At 46.2% G+C, this 17,295-nt stretch carries 11 protein-coding genes; 6 read left to right on the top strand and 5 right to left on the bottom strand.

Annotation, left to right across the window (positions count from 1 at the left end):
* Positions 1 to 18 precede the first annotated feature (18 nt).
* A complete protein-coding gene (gene aguB / locus NOM90_RS01675) occupies positions 19 to 900 on the top strand; it encodes an N-carbamoylputrescine amidase (RefSeq protein WP_255939513.1) in 882 nt (293 codons plus the stop codon).
* 54 nt (positions 901 to 954) lie between these two features.
* On the opposite strand, the gene NOM90_RS01670 is transcribed toward aguB, so the two are convergent.
* On the bottom strand, positions 955 to 3,066 hold the full coding sequence (locus NOM90_RS01670) for a sensor histidine kinase (protein WP_255939512.1): 2,112 nt from the start codon (positions 3,064 to 3,066) through the stop codon (positions 955 to 957).
* Between the two features lie 479 nt (positions 3,067 to 3,545).
* Between NOM90_RS01670 and yidC the strand changes: the two genes are divergently transcribed.
* Positions 3,546 to 4,409 (top strand): membrane protein insertase YidC, encoded by an 864-nt coding sequence (gene yidC, locus NOM90_RS01665; protein WP_255939511.1) that lies wholly within the window; start codon positions 3,546 to 3,548, stop codon positions 4,407 to 4,409.
* Positions 4,410 to 4,486: 77 nt separating this feature from the next.
* Here yidC and NOM90_RS01660 read toward each other — a convergent pair whose 3' ends face one another.
* Entirely contained in the window at positions 4,487 to 6,688 is a 2,202-nt protein-coding gene (locus tag NOM90_RS01660) for an anthranilate synthase component I (protein ID WP_255939510.1), read from the bottom strand.
* A 309-nt stretch (positions 6,689 to 6,997) separates the two neighbouring features.
* Positions 6,998 to 7,390 (bottom strand): ArsR/SmtB family transcription factor, encoded by a 393-nt coding sequence (locus NOM90_RS01655; protein ID WP_255939507.1) that lies wholly within the window; start codon positions 7,388 to 7,390, stop codon positions 6,998 to 7,000.
* Between the two features lie 175 nt (positions 7,391 to 7,565).
* On the opposite strand from NOM90_RS01655, the gene NOM90_RS01650 reads away from it, so the two are divergent.
* Positions 7,566 to 9,824: a heavy metal translocating P-type ATPase gene (locus NOM90_RS01650; protein WP_255940506.1), complete on the top strand. Its 2,259-nt coding sequence runs from the start codon at positions 7,566 to 7,568 to the stop codon at positions 9,822 to 9,824.
* A 280-nt stretch (positions 9,825 to 10,104) separates the two neighbouring features.
* Here the strand turns inward: NOM90_RS01650 and mgtE are convergent, their stop codons facing one another.
* Positions 10,105 to 11,475: a magnesium transporter gene (mgtE, locus tag NOM90_RS01645; protein ID WP_255939504.1), complete on the bottom strand. Its 1,371-nt coding sequence runs from the start codon at positions 11,473 to 11,475 to the stop codon at positions 10,105 to 10,107.
* 206 nt (positions 11,476 to 11,681) lie between these two features.
* Positions 11,682 to 12,938, bottom strand: a complete 1,257-nt coding sequence (locus tag NOM90_RS01640; protein ID WP_255939502.1) for an MDR family MFS transporter — start codon at positions 12,936 to 12,938, stop codon at positions 11,682 to 11,684.
* A 151-nt stretch (positions 12,939 to 13,089) separates the two neighbouring features.
* Between NOM90_RS01640 and NOM90_RS01635 the strand changes: the two genes are divergently transcribed.
* The 3 genes from NOM90_RS01635 to NOM90_RS01625 all read left to right on the top strand — a co-directional run bounded on the left by NOM90_RS01635 (position 13,090) and on the right by NOM90_RS01625 (position 17,283).
* Complete coding sequence (locus NOM90_RS01635) at positions 13,090 to 14,853, top strand: ABC transporter substrate-binding protein (RefSeq protein ID WP_255939499.1); 1,764 nt, start codon at positions 13,090 to 13,092, stop codon at positions 14,851 to 14,853.
* A gap of 81 nt (positions 14,854 to 14,934) precedes the next feature.
* Positions 14,935 to 15,930 carry a nucleoside hydrolase gene (locus tag NOM90_RS01630; protein WP_255939496.1) on the top strand — a complete coding sequence of 332 codons (996 nt, stop codon included), beginning with the start codon at positions 14,935 to 14,937 and terminating at the stop codon, positions 15,928 to 15,930.
* Between the two features lie 36 nt (positions 15,931 to 15,966).
* The gene (locus tag NOM90_RS01625) at positions 15,967 to 17,283 is read left to right on the top strand and encodes a GNAT family N-acetyltransferase (protein WP_255939494.1); all 1,317 of its coding nucleotides are present in this window, start codon (positions 15,967 to 15,969) and stop codon (positions 17,281 to 17,283) included.
* Positions 17,284 to 17,295: the final 12 nt, after the last annotated feature.

Genomic DNA, 17,295 nt, shown 5'->3' with positions numbered 1-17,295 from the left:
AGAGGAGCATCTTTCATTATGAGAAAAGTAAAAGTAGCGGCAACGCAAATGAGCTGTACGTGGGATATCGAAGATAATATCCGTAAAGCCGAAGCGCTGGTACGTAAAGCAGCAGCCGAAGGCGCGCAAGTGATTTTGTTGCAAGAACTTTTTGAGACGCCTTACTTCTGCCAGAAAGAAAAAGCAGAGTATTACCAATACGCAACAGAGCTTGAAAGCAACAAAGCAATCAACCATTTCAAGCAAATTGCAAAAGAATTACAAGTCGTACTGCCGATCAGTTTTTATGAAAAGAAAAACTATGCCCGGTACAATACGCTTGCCATGATCGACGCAGACGGAGAAATCCTCGGCACGTATCGCAAAAGCCATATTCCGGATGGTCCCGGTTATGAAGAAAAGTTCTACTTCAACCCAGGCGACACCGGATTCAAAGTATGGAATACCCGTTACGGCAAAGTTGGCGTCGGCATCTGCTGGGATCAATGGTACCCGGAAGCCGCACGTGCTATGGCGCTAATGGGCGCAGAAATCTTGCTGTACCCGACAGCGATCGGTTCAGAGCCGCAAGATAGCTCTATCGATTCCAAAGACCACTGGCAAGCGTGCATGATCGGTCATGCCGGTTCCAACCTGATTCCGGTTATCGCTTCGAACCGAATTGGACCGGAAAGCGATGAAGATTCATCGATCAACTTCTACGGTTCTTCCTTTATCGCAGGGCCTCGCGGCAACAAGGTTGCTGAAGCAAGTCGCGATCAAGAAGAAATCTTGACTGCTGAATTCGATCTGGATCAATTGGAAATCGACCGGATTGAATGGGGCGTATTCCGTGATCGTAGACCGGAACTATATGGCGTGCTTGCTACTTACGACGGCGAACGCAAAATGGGCAACTAAACGATTAAGTTGAATACGAAAAGCCGACTGCGCTAGACAGTCGGCTTTTTTATGTTAATCGCCCGATCCTTCAGGTAACTCTGGCATGTACAAAGTAAACGAACTGCCTTTTCCTTCAATACTCTCAAGAGTCATACATCCACCGAGTAGTTTAGCAAATTGCCGACAGATTGATAGACCCAGACCTGTGCCTCCGTACATACGCTCCGTACTTCCGTCAGCTTGCCGGAACGCTTCGAAAATCAACTCGCGTTTGTCTTCGGCAATCCCGATTCCAGTATCTTCAACCGTAATCGCGATACAAGACCGCTCAATTTTGCTTATCGGCATTTGGCAAGGAATATCAGATACTTGCACGCTGCGAAGAATACAAGACACTTTTCCTGTAGCCGTGAATTTAAAAGCATTGGATAGTAAATTTTTCACGATCTGTTGCAGCCTTTTGCCATCGGTATAAAAGAAATCCGGAATATCATCACTAAGCTTAATATCGAATTCGATATTTTTTTGCTTGGCAAGCGTATCGAATCCGTAATGAATGAGTTCAGGGAAATCACGCAAAGGGAAAGCTTCCCGATTGATATCGAGCATTCCGGCTTCGACTTTCGAAAGATCGAGCACATCGTTCACGATATTCAGCAGATCTTCGCCAGAGCGATGGATAATGTCTGCGTATTCTTTGCTTTCTCCAGATTCTTCTTCCATATTCTCGGCAATCAGCTGCGATAGAATCAAAATACTGTTGAGCGGAGTTCGAAGTTCATGCGACATATTCGCCAAAAACTCCGACTTATATTGGGATGAACGACGTAGTTCTTCAGCCAATAATTGCGATTCACGCAGCAGTCGTTCAACCTCACTACGTCCCGATACACTTTGCAGGGCAATGCCAAGCGTTGAACGAAGTTGTTCGATCAGTTGACGATGAAGAGGAGAGAAGACCTGAAGAGAAGAAAGTTCAAGTACAGCTTCTACACGTTCGTCAGCTTCAATCGGAATGATCCATAATTGCCTCGGGTGGAAAGTTCCGCTACCAACCTGCAAATCCTCCTGATTGCCTTCAGGAAAATCGAGTAGAATTTCACGCGCGTCGATAGCGGCTTGACCGATTAGACCTTCTCCGGGTAAAAAGCGTTTTCGTTTACTAGGGGAAGACGTATCGGCGTAAGAGGCTACCGTTACAAATCTAATTTGATCGTTCTTTTTTTCGCGAATATAAAAATGACCCGAACAAGCTTGCACAGAAGGCGCGACGATCGACAAAAAGTTCTGAGCCAACTCATCTTGACTCGTCATTTGCGGATAGAGCACGACAAGCTGATTTAGCTTGGTCTGTAACCAATTGTTGTCTTCGATATGTCGGTTGAACGCTTTGCTTTGGCGATTATGTTCTTCCAGCGCATCCAGCATATGATTGTAACCATTCGCGATATGCCCGATTTCATCGTCGGTATCAACCGTCACGCGAGACATCTTTTCGATCGCTCCGGGATCAAAGGTATCCATCCGGTCTGCAATTTTTCTCAAACTCCGACTCGTTCCACGAATCACCCACATCGCAGTTAAGACACCAATAAGAATAATAGCCAAAGCCGAAATTCCACTGACGATCAAAATATGTTCAAAACGTTCGTCGGCTTCTTTTTGCGCCATTTGCATTCGGTTTTCTTGCATCGTCGTATACTCCCCTAAATTACGGAGCAGGTTGGTACGGATGCTTTGAGCTTCTTCGATAAATAAAGTAGCGGCGGCTTCTGTATTGCCTTGATCCAAAGCTTGATCGATTTGTTCGAATACCGACATATAACGATCTAATCCTTGCTGAATCGATCCCAACATCGGTAGATTGCCGTCTTTGCCGATATGCAGTTGGAGATAAGAGAGATGATTATAAGCAGATTGAATGCGTCTTTCGATTTCCGAGAGATGAGAAGAAATTTGCTGAGGATCATTTTCATTAATCAAGTAACCCACTTCGCTGTCCAAATACGAAAAGCTTGTGCGAAAAGCTGTAGAGCGACTGACTTTATCATAACGTTCATCCATGATTTCCGATAAGTTTTGTTTGACTCCGTCTAGCATGGCAGCCAATACAAGAAGAAGGATCATCAGAGCAAAAAGAATGACGCCAAAGCCAAGAAGTTGCTTTTTTCGATAACTCATCATAGGTCTTCCCGCTTTCCGGTCCGACCTTTTTGCGATCGGTTTTCTCCTAAATTGACTTCCTACAGGTTGTTTACCTTAAAGCTGGAAACTTGAAGCAAGTAGGGTGGGAAGATATACAAGGTAAACCTTGTCTGTTATAATATTCACATAGAAAACAATAAATGTGCACGGTGAAAGGAGGTGAATCTTTTGCTCGATTTTCAGGACTTGTTGCCTTATTTATTTTCGATCAGTTTGCTGTTGATTTTACGATACTTTTATTTGATGTTTGTGTACGGGAGCCTGCGCTTTACCTGGATCGGATTCGGAAATTACGATAATCGCAATTATTTTTACCGGATGCCGATCACGTATAGCTGCGATGCACCTTCTAGGCTTAGTCGGATGATTCGAAGACGCGAAGCGCCCGATGACGATAATAGTGACTGCTTTTTCCTTTTCGATGACGTTGATTTGAACTCACGAGGAGGAAAAGAAAGATGGCTCAAGCCTATAATCAGTCCAAAAGATTCACTTCTAGCTCGGCAAAACGCAAGTTTCTGCTATTAACGGTATTAATCGGATTAGTGACATTACTCGCCGGTTGCGGCGTACAAAATAATGAAATTACAAGTACGACACCCGGATTTTTCAATCATTATGTCGTGTTCCCTATTTCTTATCTGATTCAGCATCTAGCAGGTTGGTTCGACGGAAGTTACGGAATCGGGATCATTTTGATTACATTGATCGTCCGTGTCGTATTGTTCCCATTCATGATGAGCCAAGCCCGTTCGCAACAACAGATGAAAATGAAGATGAGCGTCATGCAACCGGACTTGGATGCACTCAAAAAGAAATACGAGAATAAAAAAGAAGCTGCCGAGCAACAGAAGATGCAGCAAGAGATGCTAGCAATCTACAAAAAGCATAGCTTTAACCCGCTTAATATCGGTTGTCTGCCCATGTTGATTCAACTGCCGATTTTATCGGGACTATATACCGCGATTCGCTTTACTCCTGAACTATCCAGTCATTCATTCTGGTGGTTCAAGCTTGGTTCGCCGGACTGGATAATGGCAATCTTGGTAGCGGTGATCTATCTCGTCCAAGCAAAAGTGTCGCAATACAATATGACACCTGAGCAGCGCAAACAAATGGCGATCATGGGTTACATTTCACCGATTCTCATGTTGTTCTTCTCATTCAGCGCACCTGCGGCGATGCCGCTATACTGGATGGCGAGCGGTACGTTCTTGATTCTTCAGACCTTATTGTTCCGCAAAATGTACCCGTCCGATCCTGACTCTATTGCGGCTATGCAAGCCAAGCAATTACCTATCGATCAACCCGCAAAAGCTTAATATTTTCAAAAAGTATAATTAAAAGCCCGATTAGATCTTAAGAGATCTAATCGGGCTTTTTGTGATCATTACAAATCTTAGTCGTTCAAAACAGGGGAAGGGCTTAATTGAGCGCTGCGCATAAAGTTTTCGATAATTCGGTGCCCAATACGTCCTCCTGCCGTAAGCAGGGACTCAGGATGGAACTGTACCGCGTAGATCGGAAGTTCGCGGTGACGAACACCCATGACTACGCCATCTTCCGAACGTGCGGTTACTTCTAGATTCTCTGGCATTTTTTCCGCATACAGGGAATGGTACCGTCCGACTTTAAACGCTTCGTCGATCCCTTCGAATAACGGGCAATCCGAAGAAGTCGTGACATAAGCAGGCTTGCCGTGCTGTGGAGTATCCAAAATGCCTAAGCTTCCGCCGAAGTACTCGACAATTCCTTGTAACCCAAGGCAGACTCCGAATAACGGCAATTGACGATCCATTGCAAGGTCTAACACTTCGCGCATCCGGAAATCGTCTGGGCGTCCTGGCCCCGGCGATAATACGACGCCATCGAATACTTCTTGGCCTTGAAGCACTCGAAGTGCCGCAGGAGTACGCAGCACCAACACTTCGGCGCCGGTTTCTTTGAAATAACCCGCAAGTGTATGCACGAACGAATCTTCGTGATCGACGAACAACAATCTTTTTCCGGCACCCGGTTTATTGTTGATTGCTTGAGAACCAGCAGTAGAATCTACATTGCGATTACCGCGAACGGCTTTGACCAACGCAGCGCCTTTCGTCAATGTTTCTTCTTCTTCCTCGGCAGGAATCGAATCGTATAGCAATGTTGCACCAACTCGAATCTCGGCTACTCCTCCGCGAATCCGAATCGTACGAAGCGTAAGACCGGTGTTCAACCCACCGTCGAAGCTATAGAATCCGACTGCGCCTCCGTACCAGTCGCGCGGAGAATCTTCGTGATCTTCAATCCAGCGAATCGCCGCTTTTTTCGGAGCGCCGGTAACCGTAACTGCCCACATATGCGTCATGAACGCATCCAGCGCGTCGCAACCTTCGCGAAGTGTGCCTTCCACATGATCGACAGTATGGAACAGATGAGAGTAGGTCTCGATCTGACGATGCCCAATGACATTGACCGATCCGGGTTCACAGACACGGGATTTATCGTTTCGGTCGACATCCGTACACATGTTAAGTTCCGCTTCGTCTTTGCGCGAATTCAGCAATTTTCGGATTTGCTCGGCATCTTCGATCGGCGAAGCGCCGCGTTTGATCGTGCCGGAGATCGGGCAAGTTTCCATCCGCTTGTTTTCGACGCGTACATACATTTCCGGCGAAGAACCAACCAGATGCTCCGTACCCAAGTTCACGATAAATCCGTAAGGGCTTGGATTGATCTCGCTTAAGCGGCGGAACACCGCAGAAGGGGGTTCCGGGCAAGGTTCATACAACGTCTGTGTCGGCACCACTTCGAACAAATTCCCGACTTTGAACTGCTCAATCGCTGTATCGACCAGACTTGCATATCGTCCCGGCTGATACTTAGGCAATTCGATTTGAGTTGGAAGGGGAGTTGTCGAATTTGTTGTAGGCGGTGTTAAGCGATCTAATCCAGCGGTAGAGCGACCGTCCATAGCAAAATCGTAACTCAATTTGTACGCTTGACCTAACTGACGATCGACCATAATAATTTCATCCGGTAAATACAACACGACGTCGGGACGCTCCAGCGTACGTTCGTGCTTAAGCGGCATCGGCTCGAACTGGAATACGAGATCATAGCCAAAAGAGCCATACAGACCCAGCTGTGAGTCTTCCGGTGCTTCCAAAGCTTGCTTGATACTACGAATCAAAGTAAAGATCGAAGGGCGGCGTGTACGATCTTCTTCGGATAACATGTCTTCTTCTTCGGAATGAATAATAGAACCTTCGATCAAACGTTCATTTCGCGATAATTGGAATACCGGATCGGCAGTTAAATGATTGTATAAAAAATCGAGCAGCAGATCGCCGCGTTCATTCAATGCTTGAATTTCAAAAAGACCGCGCGACGAACGAAGCTCAATCGGCGGATTCAAAAAACCGACGTCCCATCTTGAATAACGACCCGGAAATTCATAGCCGCTCGTAAAAAGGGCGCCGCGATGGCGATCGATATGATTAAGAATCGGAGAAACTGCCTCTTCTGAATCGAGAGGGGTCAGTACCCGTGTGATTTCTAAATGGCTTTGAGTAAAATAGGTAGATTGCTGTGGGCTAAGTGTAGATTGAAATTTCATCTTTTCTCCTCCTTTAATTTAGACAAGGGTGGACAGAAAAGAGAAAGAAAGTGATAGGATATGCGATTTAAAAAAATGAGGACTCGGCTCCGCTCAACTTGTCTCTGCTCTTATCTCTGCTCAGGCTCTGCTAGGGAATGTTTCCGGTAAATCGGCTCGGTAGTGCTTGCGGACTCTTCCGCGGGCGCCCGGCTCTCCGGACTTATCGCAAATCATACCGGGTTAGACGGCTGTTTGTCAATCTTGAAGATAAAAAGGAAGCCCAAACTGCGGGCTTCCTTTATTGTCGTCGTTTTTAATTATGATTACCTAGCCATGCTGCAAATGCTGAAGGGTCTGTGCGAAAATTTCTTCGACATGCCGATCATCGAGCGAATAGAAGACGGTTTTACCGACTTTACGGCGTTTAACGATCCGTGTATTACGCAAATACCGAAGCTGATGTGAGACTGCGGATTGCGTCATATCCAGTACAATACACAGATCGTGAACACAGAGTTCTTTTTGCAATAACGTATAAATGATTCGAACCCGCGTCGGATCACCCAAAGCTTTGAACATTTCTGCCATATCGATAATCGTAGAATCATCTACAAAATTTTCTTTGATCCGTACAAGCGTATCGCGAGGAGCGGAACTATCCGCGTCGTCGTGACCACATTCGTCGATTACATCTTCATGCAACGTGTCTTGTTGTGTCACACGTATCACCTTCCCGTTTGCGTCATGCTTGTATTATAGCAAAAATCGTTGAGATTACGAATAGGCTTTCCCTCTATGAATCTTTGACTTTTGCATACGAGAAGAATATAATCAAAATAACAAATGAATACATGCTCATATGAGATGATATAGAAAAGTTAAGGAGGGATTCATGATGGGAACTGCCGCAGATAAAATTAAACGGGAATGGGTGCTCGAAGGATTAGATTGTGCCAACTGTGCGCTCAAAATCGAAAATCGGGTGCAGCAGCTTCAAGGCGTTTCTTCCTGTTCATTAAACTTCGTCAACAAAACGTTAACATTCGAGACAGATTCCATACATGAAAAAGAAGTATCCAACAAAGCCGCCGGCACGATCAAAAAACTCGAACCTCATGTGCATATCCAGTTAAAAGGAACCCGGCAAACGGTCAATGCTTCCGGTGAAGTCTTGCCAGCGCCGACATCCAACAAAAAGGATCATCATCACGAACATGACCATGGAGGTCACGATCATAGCGGTCATTCGCATGAACATGGGGGAAGCCAAAAAATATTGCTGATACGTCTTGGCGTAGGTGCGGCATTACTTGCCACAGCTTTGCTAACTCCGCTTCAAGGAGGTCTTGAGTTCGGGCTGTTCCTTTTGGCTTATCTGATCGTAGGCGGCGACGTCGCATGGCAAGCGGTCAAAAATATCTTCCGCGGCCAAGTATTCGATGAATACTTTTTGATGACGGTCGCGACGGTAGGGGCTTTCGCGATTGGTCAATATCCGGAAGGTGTTGCCGTTATGTTGTTCTACCAAGTGGGCGAATTTTTCCAAAGCTTGGCGGTCAACCGCTCGCGTAAATCGATTACATCTTTACTTGAAATTCGACCTGATTATGCCCACCTCAAAGTCGGCAACGAGCTACAGAAAGTCAGCCCGGAATCCGTGACGGTCGGCGCCCATATTCAAGTACGACCTGGTGAGAAAGTACCGCTCGACGGACGGATTATCGAAGGTTCTTCTCTCGTCGATACCTCAGCGCTCACCGGCGAATCCGTACCTCGAAACGTGAAAGTCGGCGACGAGGTATTAGGAGGATTTATCAATAAAAACGGGGTACTGACTGTAGAAGTCATGCGTATATTCGCAGAATCATCTGTCGCTAAAATTTTGGAGTTGGTCGAAAATGCAGCTAGCCGCAAAGCACCAACCGAAACATTCATCAACAAATTCGCTCGTGCGTATACGCCTATCGTGGTATTGACTGCACTCTTGCTCGCTGTGGTTCCACCGCTGATTATGCCTAGTGCGACCTTCTCGGATTGGATCTACCGCGCTCTGATCTTTCTCGTCATTTCTTGTCCTTGCGCATTGGTCGTCTCGATTCCACTTGGCTTTTTCGCAGGAATCGGTGCCGCATCCAAACAAGGCATTCTAGTCAAAGGCGGAAACTATCTCGAAGCGTTAAATGATGTCAAAGTCGTCGTATTCGATAAAACAGGCACTTTGACGCAAGGGAATTTTAAAGTGACCGAAGTCATTCCCGCAAACGGATTTGATCGCGAAAGCTTGCTTGAACTGGCGGCTTACGCCGAATCGCATTCCAACCATCCGATCGCCGATTCGATTATCGCGGCATGGGGCCAAAAGCTGGATCCCACTCGAATCGACGATTACGAAGAAATATCCGGGCACGGGATTCGAACCGTACTTAACCAATCCACCGTATTTGCAGGGAACGCTAAATTAATGAATCAACAAGGTATTGCTTTTGAAAAAGGTGAAGATACGGGTACCGTCGTGCATCTGTCTGTCGATCGGAGATACGCAGGTCGCATCGTAATTGCAGACGAAATCAAATCAGACGCAGCCGAAGCGATCACACGCTTAAAAGCGCTAGGTATTCGCAAAACCGTCATGTTAACGGGCGATTCACGCAGCGTCGGTGAAGCGGTAGGGATGAAGCTCAATATCGACGATATTCACGCCGAACTTCTTCCAGAAAACAAAGTCGAGCAGATCGAGAAGTTGGATCTTGCAAAAGGAAACAAAGAAAAAATCTTGTTTGTCGGTGACGGCATCAACGATACACCGGTACTGGCACGCGCCGATGTCGGCGTAGCGATGGGGGGACTCGGTTCCGATGCCGCAATCGAAGCCGCAGACGTCGTCATCATGACCGATGAACCTTCCAAAATCGCTACCGCGATCGGTATTGCCAAACGCACGCGCCGCATCGTATGGCAAAATATCATTTTCGCACTCGGCGTCAAAGCCGTGTTCCTGATCCTCGGCGTCTTCGGCATCGCGACCATGTGGGAAGCCGTATTCTCCGACGTCGGCGTCACCGTAATCGCCGTACTCAATGCTATGCGTATCTTGCGTACTCCTAACACACAACCAACATCGACAGCACTTGAAACTAAACCGATCCAAACGTAATTTGAGGATCGATTCTGTTATTCTGATTTCTAATTTTGATTCATTAATTTGATTCTTTAAACAGGTAAAAACCCTTCTCTTGGGAGAAGGGTTTTTGCTATTTAAGTATCACCAAACTCCAACCTACCTGGAAGCGAAAAGGCGGAGAGGTGAATTTAGTAAAAGAGCGTTAGCGTTCGCCTTTGCAATTGGGAAAATTCCTATAAAAAATTCCAATCAAGTTTTCCCAATTGCAACAAGCGACTGATACAAATTTACCTCGCAGCCTTTTCGCTTCCCCTCATAACATATTCAAAAACCTCGAAGCAATCCCAAAATAAATAAACAACGACAAAATATCGTTCAGTGTCGTAATCAGCGGACCCGAAGCTACCGCAGGGTCAACTTTGAACCGACTCAAAATCAGCGGAATACACGTCCCGGTAAGTGTCCCGATAATAAGCGTCGCCAATAGCGAGAATCCGATAATTCCGCCGAGCACCAAGCTGCCTTGCCAGAAATACGCAATAAGCGTAATAATGATCCCGCAACAAATCCCGATCGAGACGCCAACCACCAATTCGCGCCGAATTAATTTCCAGACCGTCTGCGCGTTTAACTTACGTCCATTCAGACCGCGTACGACGACCGCAAGCGATTGCGTACCGGTATTACCGGTCATTCCTGCAATCATCGGCATGAAGAAAGCAAGCGCGACAATCTGCTTCAGCGTATCTTCGAAGTAATCGACGATACTGCCCGATACCAGCCCAATAAAAAGAAGTAAGATCAACCACGGTAATCTTCGGCGTACAGCGACAAAAGCTTTCGTATCAAAATCAATGTCTTTGCCGCCGCCGCCCATTTTTGCGACATCTTCATCGGCTTCCGATACGACAATATCCAAAATATCATCAACCGTGATAACCCCGCATAATTGTTGATCTTCATTCACGACAGGAAGTGCCAAGAAATCGTAATCTTGGATCAGACGCGCAGCTTCTTCTTGATCCATCGTCACAGGAACCGTCACTACGCGTTTACGCATCAAATCTTCGACTTTCGCTTCTTCATCGGCGAAAAACAGATCATGATACGACACTACGCCTACTAATCGATTATTCTCGTCCACCACATATAAATAACTGATCGTATCGGACAACGAAGCGACACGCCGAATATGCTCAGTCGCTTTTTTGGGCGTATCGTCAGCAGCAATCGAAATAAACCGCTCCGACATCAATCTGCCGACACTCTCTGCCGGGTAACTGAGCAATCTTCGTAGCGAAGCGGAACTGCTCACGTGCATATTGGATAATAATTCTTCGCGCTCGTTCGGCGGCAATACATTCAAAAAGCGAGCCAAATCGCCTTCGTCCATACGCTGCATGACATCAATCGAACGTTCAGGCCCTAAAATACCGAAAATCTCGACTTGTTCCGAATTACTCGTGGACTCCGTTAAATCAGCGAGTTGTTCGATAGGCAACTTTTGCAAAAGCAAAATCTGATCAGGCGGCAACAGTTCATGATAAATCTGTACCAGATCATAAGGGTGGATATCTTGAACAAAATGTTCAAATTCAGTCGCTTGATTTTTCTGCATGAGAAGCATTGCTTCTTCGGTCAACTGCCGAATGTACTGTTCTTGCGTAGTTGATGTTGATGACATAAATTCCTCCTTCAACGTCAGGTGCGCCTTTTTAAGGTCTGGGTCGAAATCTCCAAACTTAGATGCACAATCGTCTTTTTCGATATTGCTTACTCTCTAAACTGTAAACGTCTGAGACTGTGATAAAACGAAAAGAGTCCCGACAAAAGCTTAATCAACAAAAAACTGCGCAATGCTCGAAAGCATTTGCGCAGTTGAACTTTCTGTTAAACGACTCCGATTTTCGGCTCTGAACCTTCGGATTTGGATTCTATCGCTTCTTTGACCGTTAAGCGGCGATGAGCCGCCCATAGAAAAGGCAACCCGACCGCAGTCAATAATGCCAAAGGCGCAAAGATCGCAAATCCGCTATGGGAAGCAAATCGGTCAATCAGCAGCCCTCCGATCACCGGAGCCATGACGTTGCCTAAATTGTTGAAGCCGATCGTTCCGAAGTAAGTCCCTTTCCATTCCGGCTTCGCGATCCGGTCAATCAGCACATCGATCATCGTAAACGTAAGCACTTCCCCGACGGTGAAGACGAATACGCTCGATAACAACAAGAAAAGACTATGACCCATTCCGAACATAAGCAGAGAAAGAGCAACAAAGATATTCCCCAGTATCAAAGGCACTACCGGACGGAACGTACTTGCAAATTTGACGACCGGATACTGTACAAGAAGCACGACCGCCGCGTTCATCGCCAGCATATACGAAAACAACTGCTTTCCGTTATCGATTTCCGGCGCGAGCGATACATACTGCGCCAGCGTGGAGCTAAAATGCCCATACCCCAATACGCAAAACGTTGTCCCGATCAAAATCGGAAGAAAAATACGATCTCGGCTCGTCACCGCAAAAGCTTCACGAATTTTGGGCGGCGTCGCCGCACTCGGAGCCGGCAAACCTTCGCTATGGGCAGCAAATTGCAAGATAAGCACCACTCCGTACAAAACGTAAACAATCCCTGCGATAAAGAACGGAAACGTCGATTCTGCCGAACCCAATCGAAGCCCAAGAATCGGGCCGAACACAACCCCGATATTAATAGCGGCATAGCGTAAATTGAATACCAGCAGTTTGTGTTCAGGCGGCGTTGTATCGGACAGTAAAGCCCGAGAAGCCGGTTCGAACACAGAGCGACACAGACCGTTCAATATATTGACGATAAAAAACATCCAGACCACGGTCGATGCGGCAAAGCCGAAAAAGACAATCGCCCAGCAAAACACAGAGACAAGCATGACTTTTTTTCGACCGATCCGATCCGAAATATAACCGCCGTAGAAACTAATCGATACGCCCGCGAGCGAGCTTGCCGCTACGATAAATCCGGTTTGCGTTGCCGACACGCCCATCGTAGAAGTCAGATAGATGGCAAGAAAAGGAATACTCATCGAGGTAACCACACGTCCGAACATGGTACCGATAATAATCGTCCAAGCTAAAGGGTGAATCGTACTTAACGCTTTTGGAAACATAGGCTTTCCGCTCCTTCTGTTCAACTGTATTCATTGTAACGAGCGAAAAGGAGAAGAAAAAGAGTAAGAAAGCATTTGCTTTTTTCACCTTTTATAGGATTCTATATAGATAAGGTTTTTTTGAATTGATCATGAGAAGGGAGACAGCATTATGGACAACAGCATCTTGCAATATATGAGAATCTATAATCATTTACATACGCTTCATGAGAAACACGTCGATATCCCTGTTACCGTCGATCACCTTGCAAATCTGTTGTGCTGTACACCACGGAACGTCAAATTTGTGCTCCGCAAACTTGAAGACAAAGGTTGGATCGAGTGGAAAGCGGGCAGAGGAAGAGGAAATACGTCCCGTCTTTGTTTTAATCAAAAAGCTTTTGAAATTTTGACCATCAAGATCGATGAATTGCTGCAAAATGGTCGGGTCAGTGAAGCTTTAGACGTTATTTCTCATATTGAAGTGAACGAGTCGCTCAAAGAAGAATTATGGTCTAGATTTCATCTTCATCTCGGTCTAAAAAATGAGCAGCAATCCTCGGGTAGCGATGTATTACAGATCATTCGTGCACAGCATCTGGAAAATCTAGATCCAGCGTTCGCCTATACCGTATTTGAGCTATATATTTTAGGGCAACTTTTCGATACCTTGGTCGATTACGATACAGCAACCGAAAAATTTTCACCTAAACTTGCACATCGCTGGGAAAGCAACGATGATCAGACACGGTGGATTTTTTATCTGCGCAAAGGGGTACGTTTCCACGACGGGCGGTTGTTAACCTCGCGAGATGTGAAAGCAACGTTCGAACGACTCCGTCGCAAAAAGTCGCCGGCGCTCACGTTATTTGTCGATATTGAAGAAGTTCATACGCCTGACGATTACACCGTTGTTTTTGATTTAGCACGTACGAACGCTTTCTTTTTGCATATCGTAGGGTGTTTGTATTTAGCGATTTTGCCTACTGAAGAAAAAGAAGGGTTGCCGATCGGAAGTGGACCTTTTCGTTTAACCGAACTTCAACCCCGTAAATTGTCACTGAGTGCTTTTGACGGTTATTTCGGTTATCGCCCGCTGATTGATCGTGTAGACGTGTGGTTTTTACCGGGAATTCAGCAAGAAAGCCGGACGTATCAATTATCGGAAGAAGAAGATTTGGAGCAAAGCCGTCAACTTAACCAAGCGGGGATGGGATGTCGCTATCTGATTTTTAATTTCAAAACGCCGGGACCGCATCATCATCCGCGGTTTCGCGAAGCCATTCGCCTTTTATACGATCGTACCCAAATTATTGAAGACCTGGGCGGCAATCTGTTATCTCCGGCGAACGGATTTTTACCTGAGCGAAGTCAGCGAAGTTTCATTCAGCAAGGGTCGTTAGCCGAAGCGGCGAAGTTACTGGCGCTAAGCGGATATGCAGGTCAGACACTCAAAATCGTGCTCATGGATCGTAAGCAAGAACGAAGCGAAGTCGAATGGTTATGTCAGCGTGCTAAAAAGATCGGTCTTGTTCTTGAAGCCAGCCCTCACGATGTATCGTTAGGTCGAACCGAAGCGGATCCCGGTGAGTTATCATGGGCAACCGAAATGTTGGAAGACGATTGGGAACTGGAGTTACTTAATTTCTTTTTAAACAAAGGTTCGTACCTGAACCGTAAATTAAACGAGGAACAACTCACGTTACTTCATTCGCTATTTGACGGTTTTATGGGCAAAGAAAAAGAAGGGCGGGCTGAGGTTTTTGAACAAGCGCAAGCTTTGCTGGAACGCGAAAATTGGTTATTGTACGGCACTCATCTCAATCACAGAGGGTATTTCAATCGAAACTTATACGGACTGCGTATGGACGCACTCGGATTCCCGAATTTATCGCGTTTATGGGTAAAAACCAAAGGAATCGTCGAAAAAGATTGAACGAAAAAGGTCGCAGACGTATGCTTAATGTATCCAGGTACACCAAACAACCAATTTGCAGAAAGAAAGGCTGAATAACTCATGACTCTATATCAACCGAAGTCAGATCCAAAAGAACGCCGCAAAGTCATCATTGATACCGATACCGCGGGAGATGATACGATTGCGATTTTGACCGCGTTACATCATTTTGAAGTGATGGGCATTATGATGACAGGCGGCAACGTACAATTTGACCAAGAAGTCGAAAATGCACTTTATACGATTCAAGTAGCAGGTCAAGGTGGCGCAGACGGGAAAATTCCTGTTTTTAAAGGCTGTGAACGACCGTTGTTGATGCCTTGGAATTCTCCTTCGCATCTAACCGTTGAAGATGTACATGGCAGTGATGGGATGGGCGGTGCGAATTTTCCTCTTGCCGAGCAGCGTCCCGCTGAAGGTCATGCCGTTGATTTCTTGATTGATACCGTACATCGTTATTCTGGGGAAATCACGCTGCTTGCGATTGCGCCACTCACGAATATCGCAATGGCGATTCAAAAAGATCCAACGATCGTGCCGAAAATCGCACACTTATATGTGATGGGCGGTACAAATAACTCACTTGGAAATATTACGCCTGCTGCCGAATATAACTTTTATACCGATCCCGAAGCCGCAAGTCTGGTACTGAATTCCGGTATTCCAACGACGATGGTCGGCTGGGATATGTGTATCGACTTTTCGCTGATGGACGACGACGATCATGCAGAGATTGCAGCTCTCGGCACATCCGGTGCAGCCTTTTTTGGCGCAGTCAACAAAGTCGTGATGCAGTTTAACAAAACCGTACATCGTCTAAACGGGACAACCCATCCGGATACGCTGCTTATGGCAGTTGCCGCTGACGAATCGATTATGACAAAAAGCCAGTCGTATTTTGTTGATGTAGAGACACAGGGTAAGTGGACTCGCGGTTATAGCGTCGTGGATATTAACGGACGCCTCGGCTTTGAACCTAATGTGCGCGTCTGCGAAGGCATTGATCGTTCACGCTTTAAGCAGATGTTGATCGATGTACTCAGCGCGATCCATTAGACTTCAACAGGACATCATTCAAGGAGGGTAGACATCATGAACGGACAAGAATTCCAAATCGACAAAGAAATTCTCAAAAAGATACATATGAAGTATTTGCTTTACCTTCCATTGTCCTATAACGAAAACGATACAAAAAAGTTGCCGCTGATTGTCTATCTACATGGAGCAGGAGGAAGCGGAGCCGATCTGGACAGTATTCGAAAAGAAGGATTGCCGGCTTATATCGAGCAGCAGCACGACTTCCCTTTTATCGTGGTGGCTCCTCAATGCCCGCTCGGGAGTTTTTGGAATACACGCGAAGACGAAGTCGTAACGATCTTGGATGAATTAGAGCAGCAATTTCGGATCGATACCGATCGGGTGTATGTAACGGGGTTCAGTATGGGGGCTTATGGGGTGTGGCATTTGGCGCTTCATCATCCGCATCGGTTCGCTGCGATTGCGCCCGTATCCGGCGGAGGCGATCCGAGGCACGCGCAAGAGCTCAAACACATACCCGCATGGATTTTCCACGGCACAGACGATCAAGTTATTCGGTCGTCAGAGTCGGAAAAAATTGCCGAAGCGCTTCGCGAAGAAGGAGCAGAAGTCGAACTCACGCTACATCCCGGGGTCGGTCACGATTGTTGGAAACATGTCTATGCCAATCAGGGGTTATATCGTTGGTTTTTGGAACATCGATCTACGTTCAGACCTTCTATCGACAAAATAGAGCCCAAAGGAGAAGGATCTTTAGTGAACTCTCAACCCTCAAATCTCAATACGGAACATCAAACTTCTGCACTTGGCTTATACCATGACGGTACCGAACGATTACAGATTCAATTGGTTACCGAGCAAGATTTAGAAGATTTACTGGCGCTTGAAGTGAAAAACAAAGAGTTGTTCCGCCAATTCGCGGCTACTCGCGAAGAAACTTTTTATACAAAAAAAGAACAGCAAGCACGTATCCAACGAGCAGTCGAAGCCGCGAATGCTGATACCTTTTATATGTTCATGATCCGCGAGCGGGAATCCGGCATATTGATTGGCAACGTAGCCTTAATGGATATCCTTCGAAGCAATTTGCAAAGTGCAATTATTGGCTATGCAATGGATCAAGATTTCAATGGAAAAGGATATATGACCGAAGCCGTACGATTTATCGTTCGCTATGCTTTTGAAGTATTGGCATTCCATCGAATCGAAGCGGGCGTCATGCCGCATAACCAAGCTTCGCTGCGCGTATTGGAAAAAGCCGGATTTGAACGCGAAGGCATTTGCCGAAGCCAAGTGCATATCAATGGACGTTGGCAAGACCATGTACGCCTAGCCATCATCAACCCAAAAGACCTTTTGGAAGAACAGTAGAAGCATACATGT

Origin of the sequence: Saccharibacillus sp. JS10, from assembly GCF_024436065.1 — a bacterium.
In the GTDB taxonomy this organism is placed as follows: domain Bacteria; phylum Bacillota; class Bacilli; order Paenibacillales; family Paenibacillaceae; genus Saccharibacillus.
Note: the sequence above shows the minus strand (reverse complement) of the source record. Positions and strands in the feature narration are given on the sequence as shown.

Excerpts from the sequence above, each read along its gene's own strand:
- aguB (WP_255939513.1), top strand. The coding sequence starts at position 19 with ATGAGAAAAGTAAAAGTAGCGGCAACGCAAATGAGCTGTACGTGGGAT.
- NOM90_RS01670 (WP_255939512.1), bottom strand. The coding sequence starts at position 3,066 with ATGATGAGTTATCGAAAAAAGCAACTTCTTGGCTTTGGCGTCATTCTT.
- yidC (WP_255939511.1), top strand. The coding sequence starts at position 3,546 with ATGGCTCAAGCCTATAATCAGTCCAAAAGATTCACTTCTAGCTCGGCA.
- NOM90_RS01660 (WP_255939510.1), bottom strand. The coding sequence starts at position 6,688 with ATGAAATTTCAATCTACACTTAGCCCACAGCAATCTACCTATTTTACT.
- NOM90_RS01650 (WP_255940506.1), top strand. The coding sequence starts at position 7,566 with ATGGGAACTGCCGCAGATAAAATTAAACGGGAATGGGTGCTCGAAGGA.
- mgtE (WP_255939504.1), bottom strand. The coding sequence starts at position 11,475 with ATGTCATCAACATCAACTACGCAAGAACAGTACATTCGGCAGTTGACC.
- NOM90_RS01640 (WP_255939502.1), bottom strand. The coding sequence starts at position 12,938 with ATGTTTCCAAAAGCGTTAAGTACGATTCACCCTTTAGCTTGGACGATT.
- NOM90_RS01635 (WP_255939499.1), top strand. The coding sequence starts at position 13,090 with ATGGACAACAGCATCTTGCAATATATGAGAATCTATAATCATTTACAT.
- NOM90_RS01630 (WP_255939496.1), top strand. The coding sequence starts at position 14,935 with ATGACTCTATATCAACCGAAGTCAGATCCAAAAGAACGCCGCAAAGTC.
- NOM90_RS01625 (WP_255939494.1), top strand. The coding sequence starts at position 15,967 with ATGAACGGACAAGAATTCCAAATCGACAAAGAAATTCTCAAAAAGATA.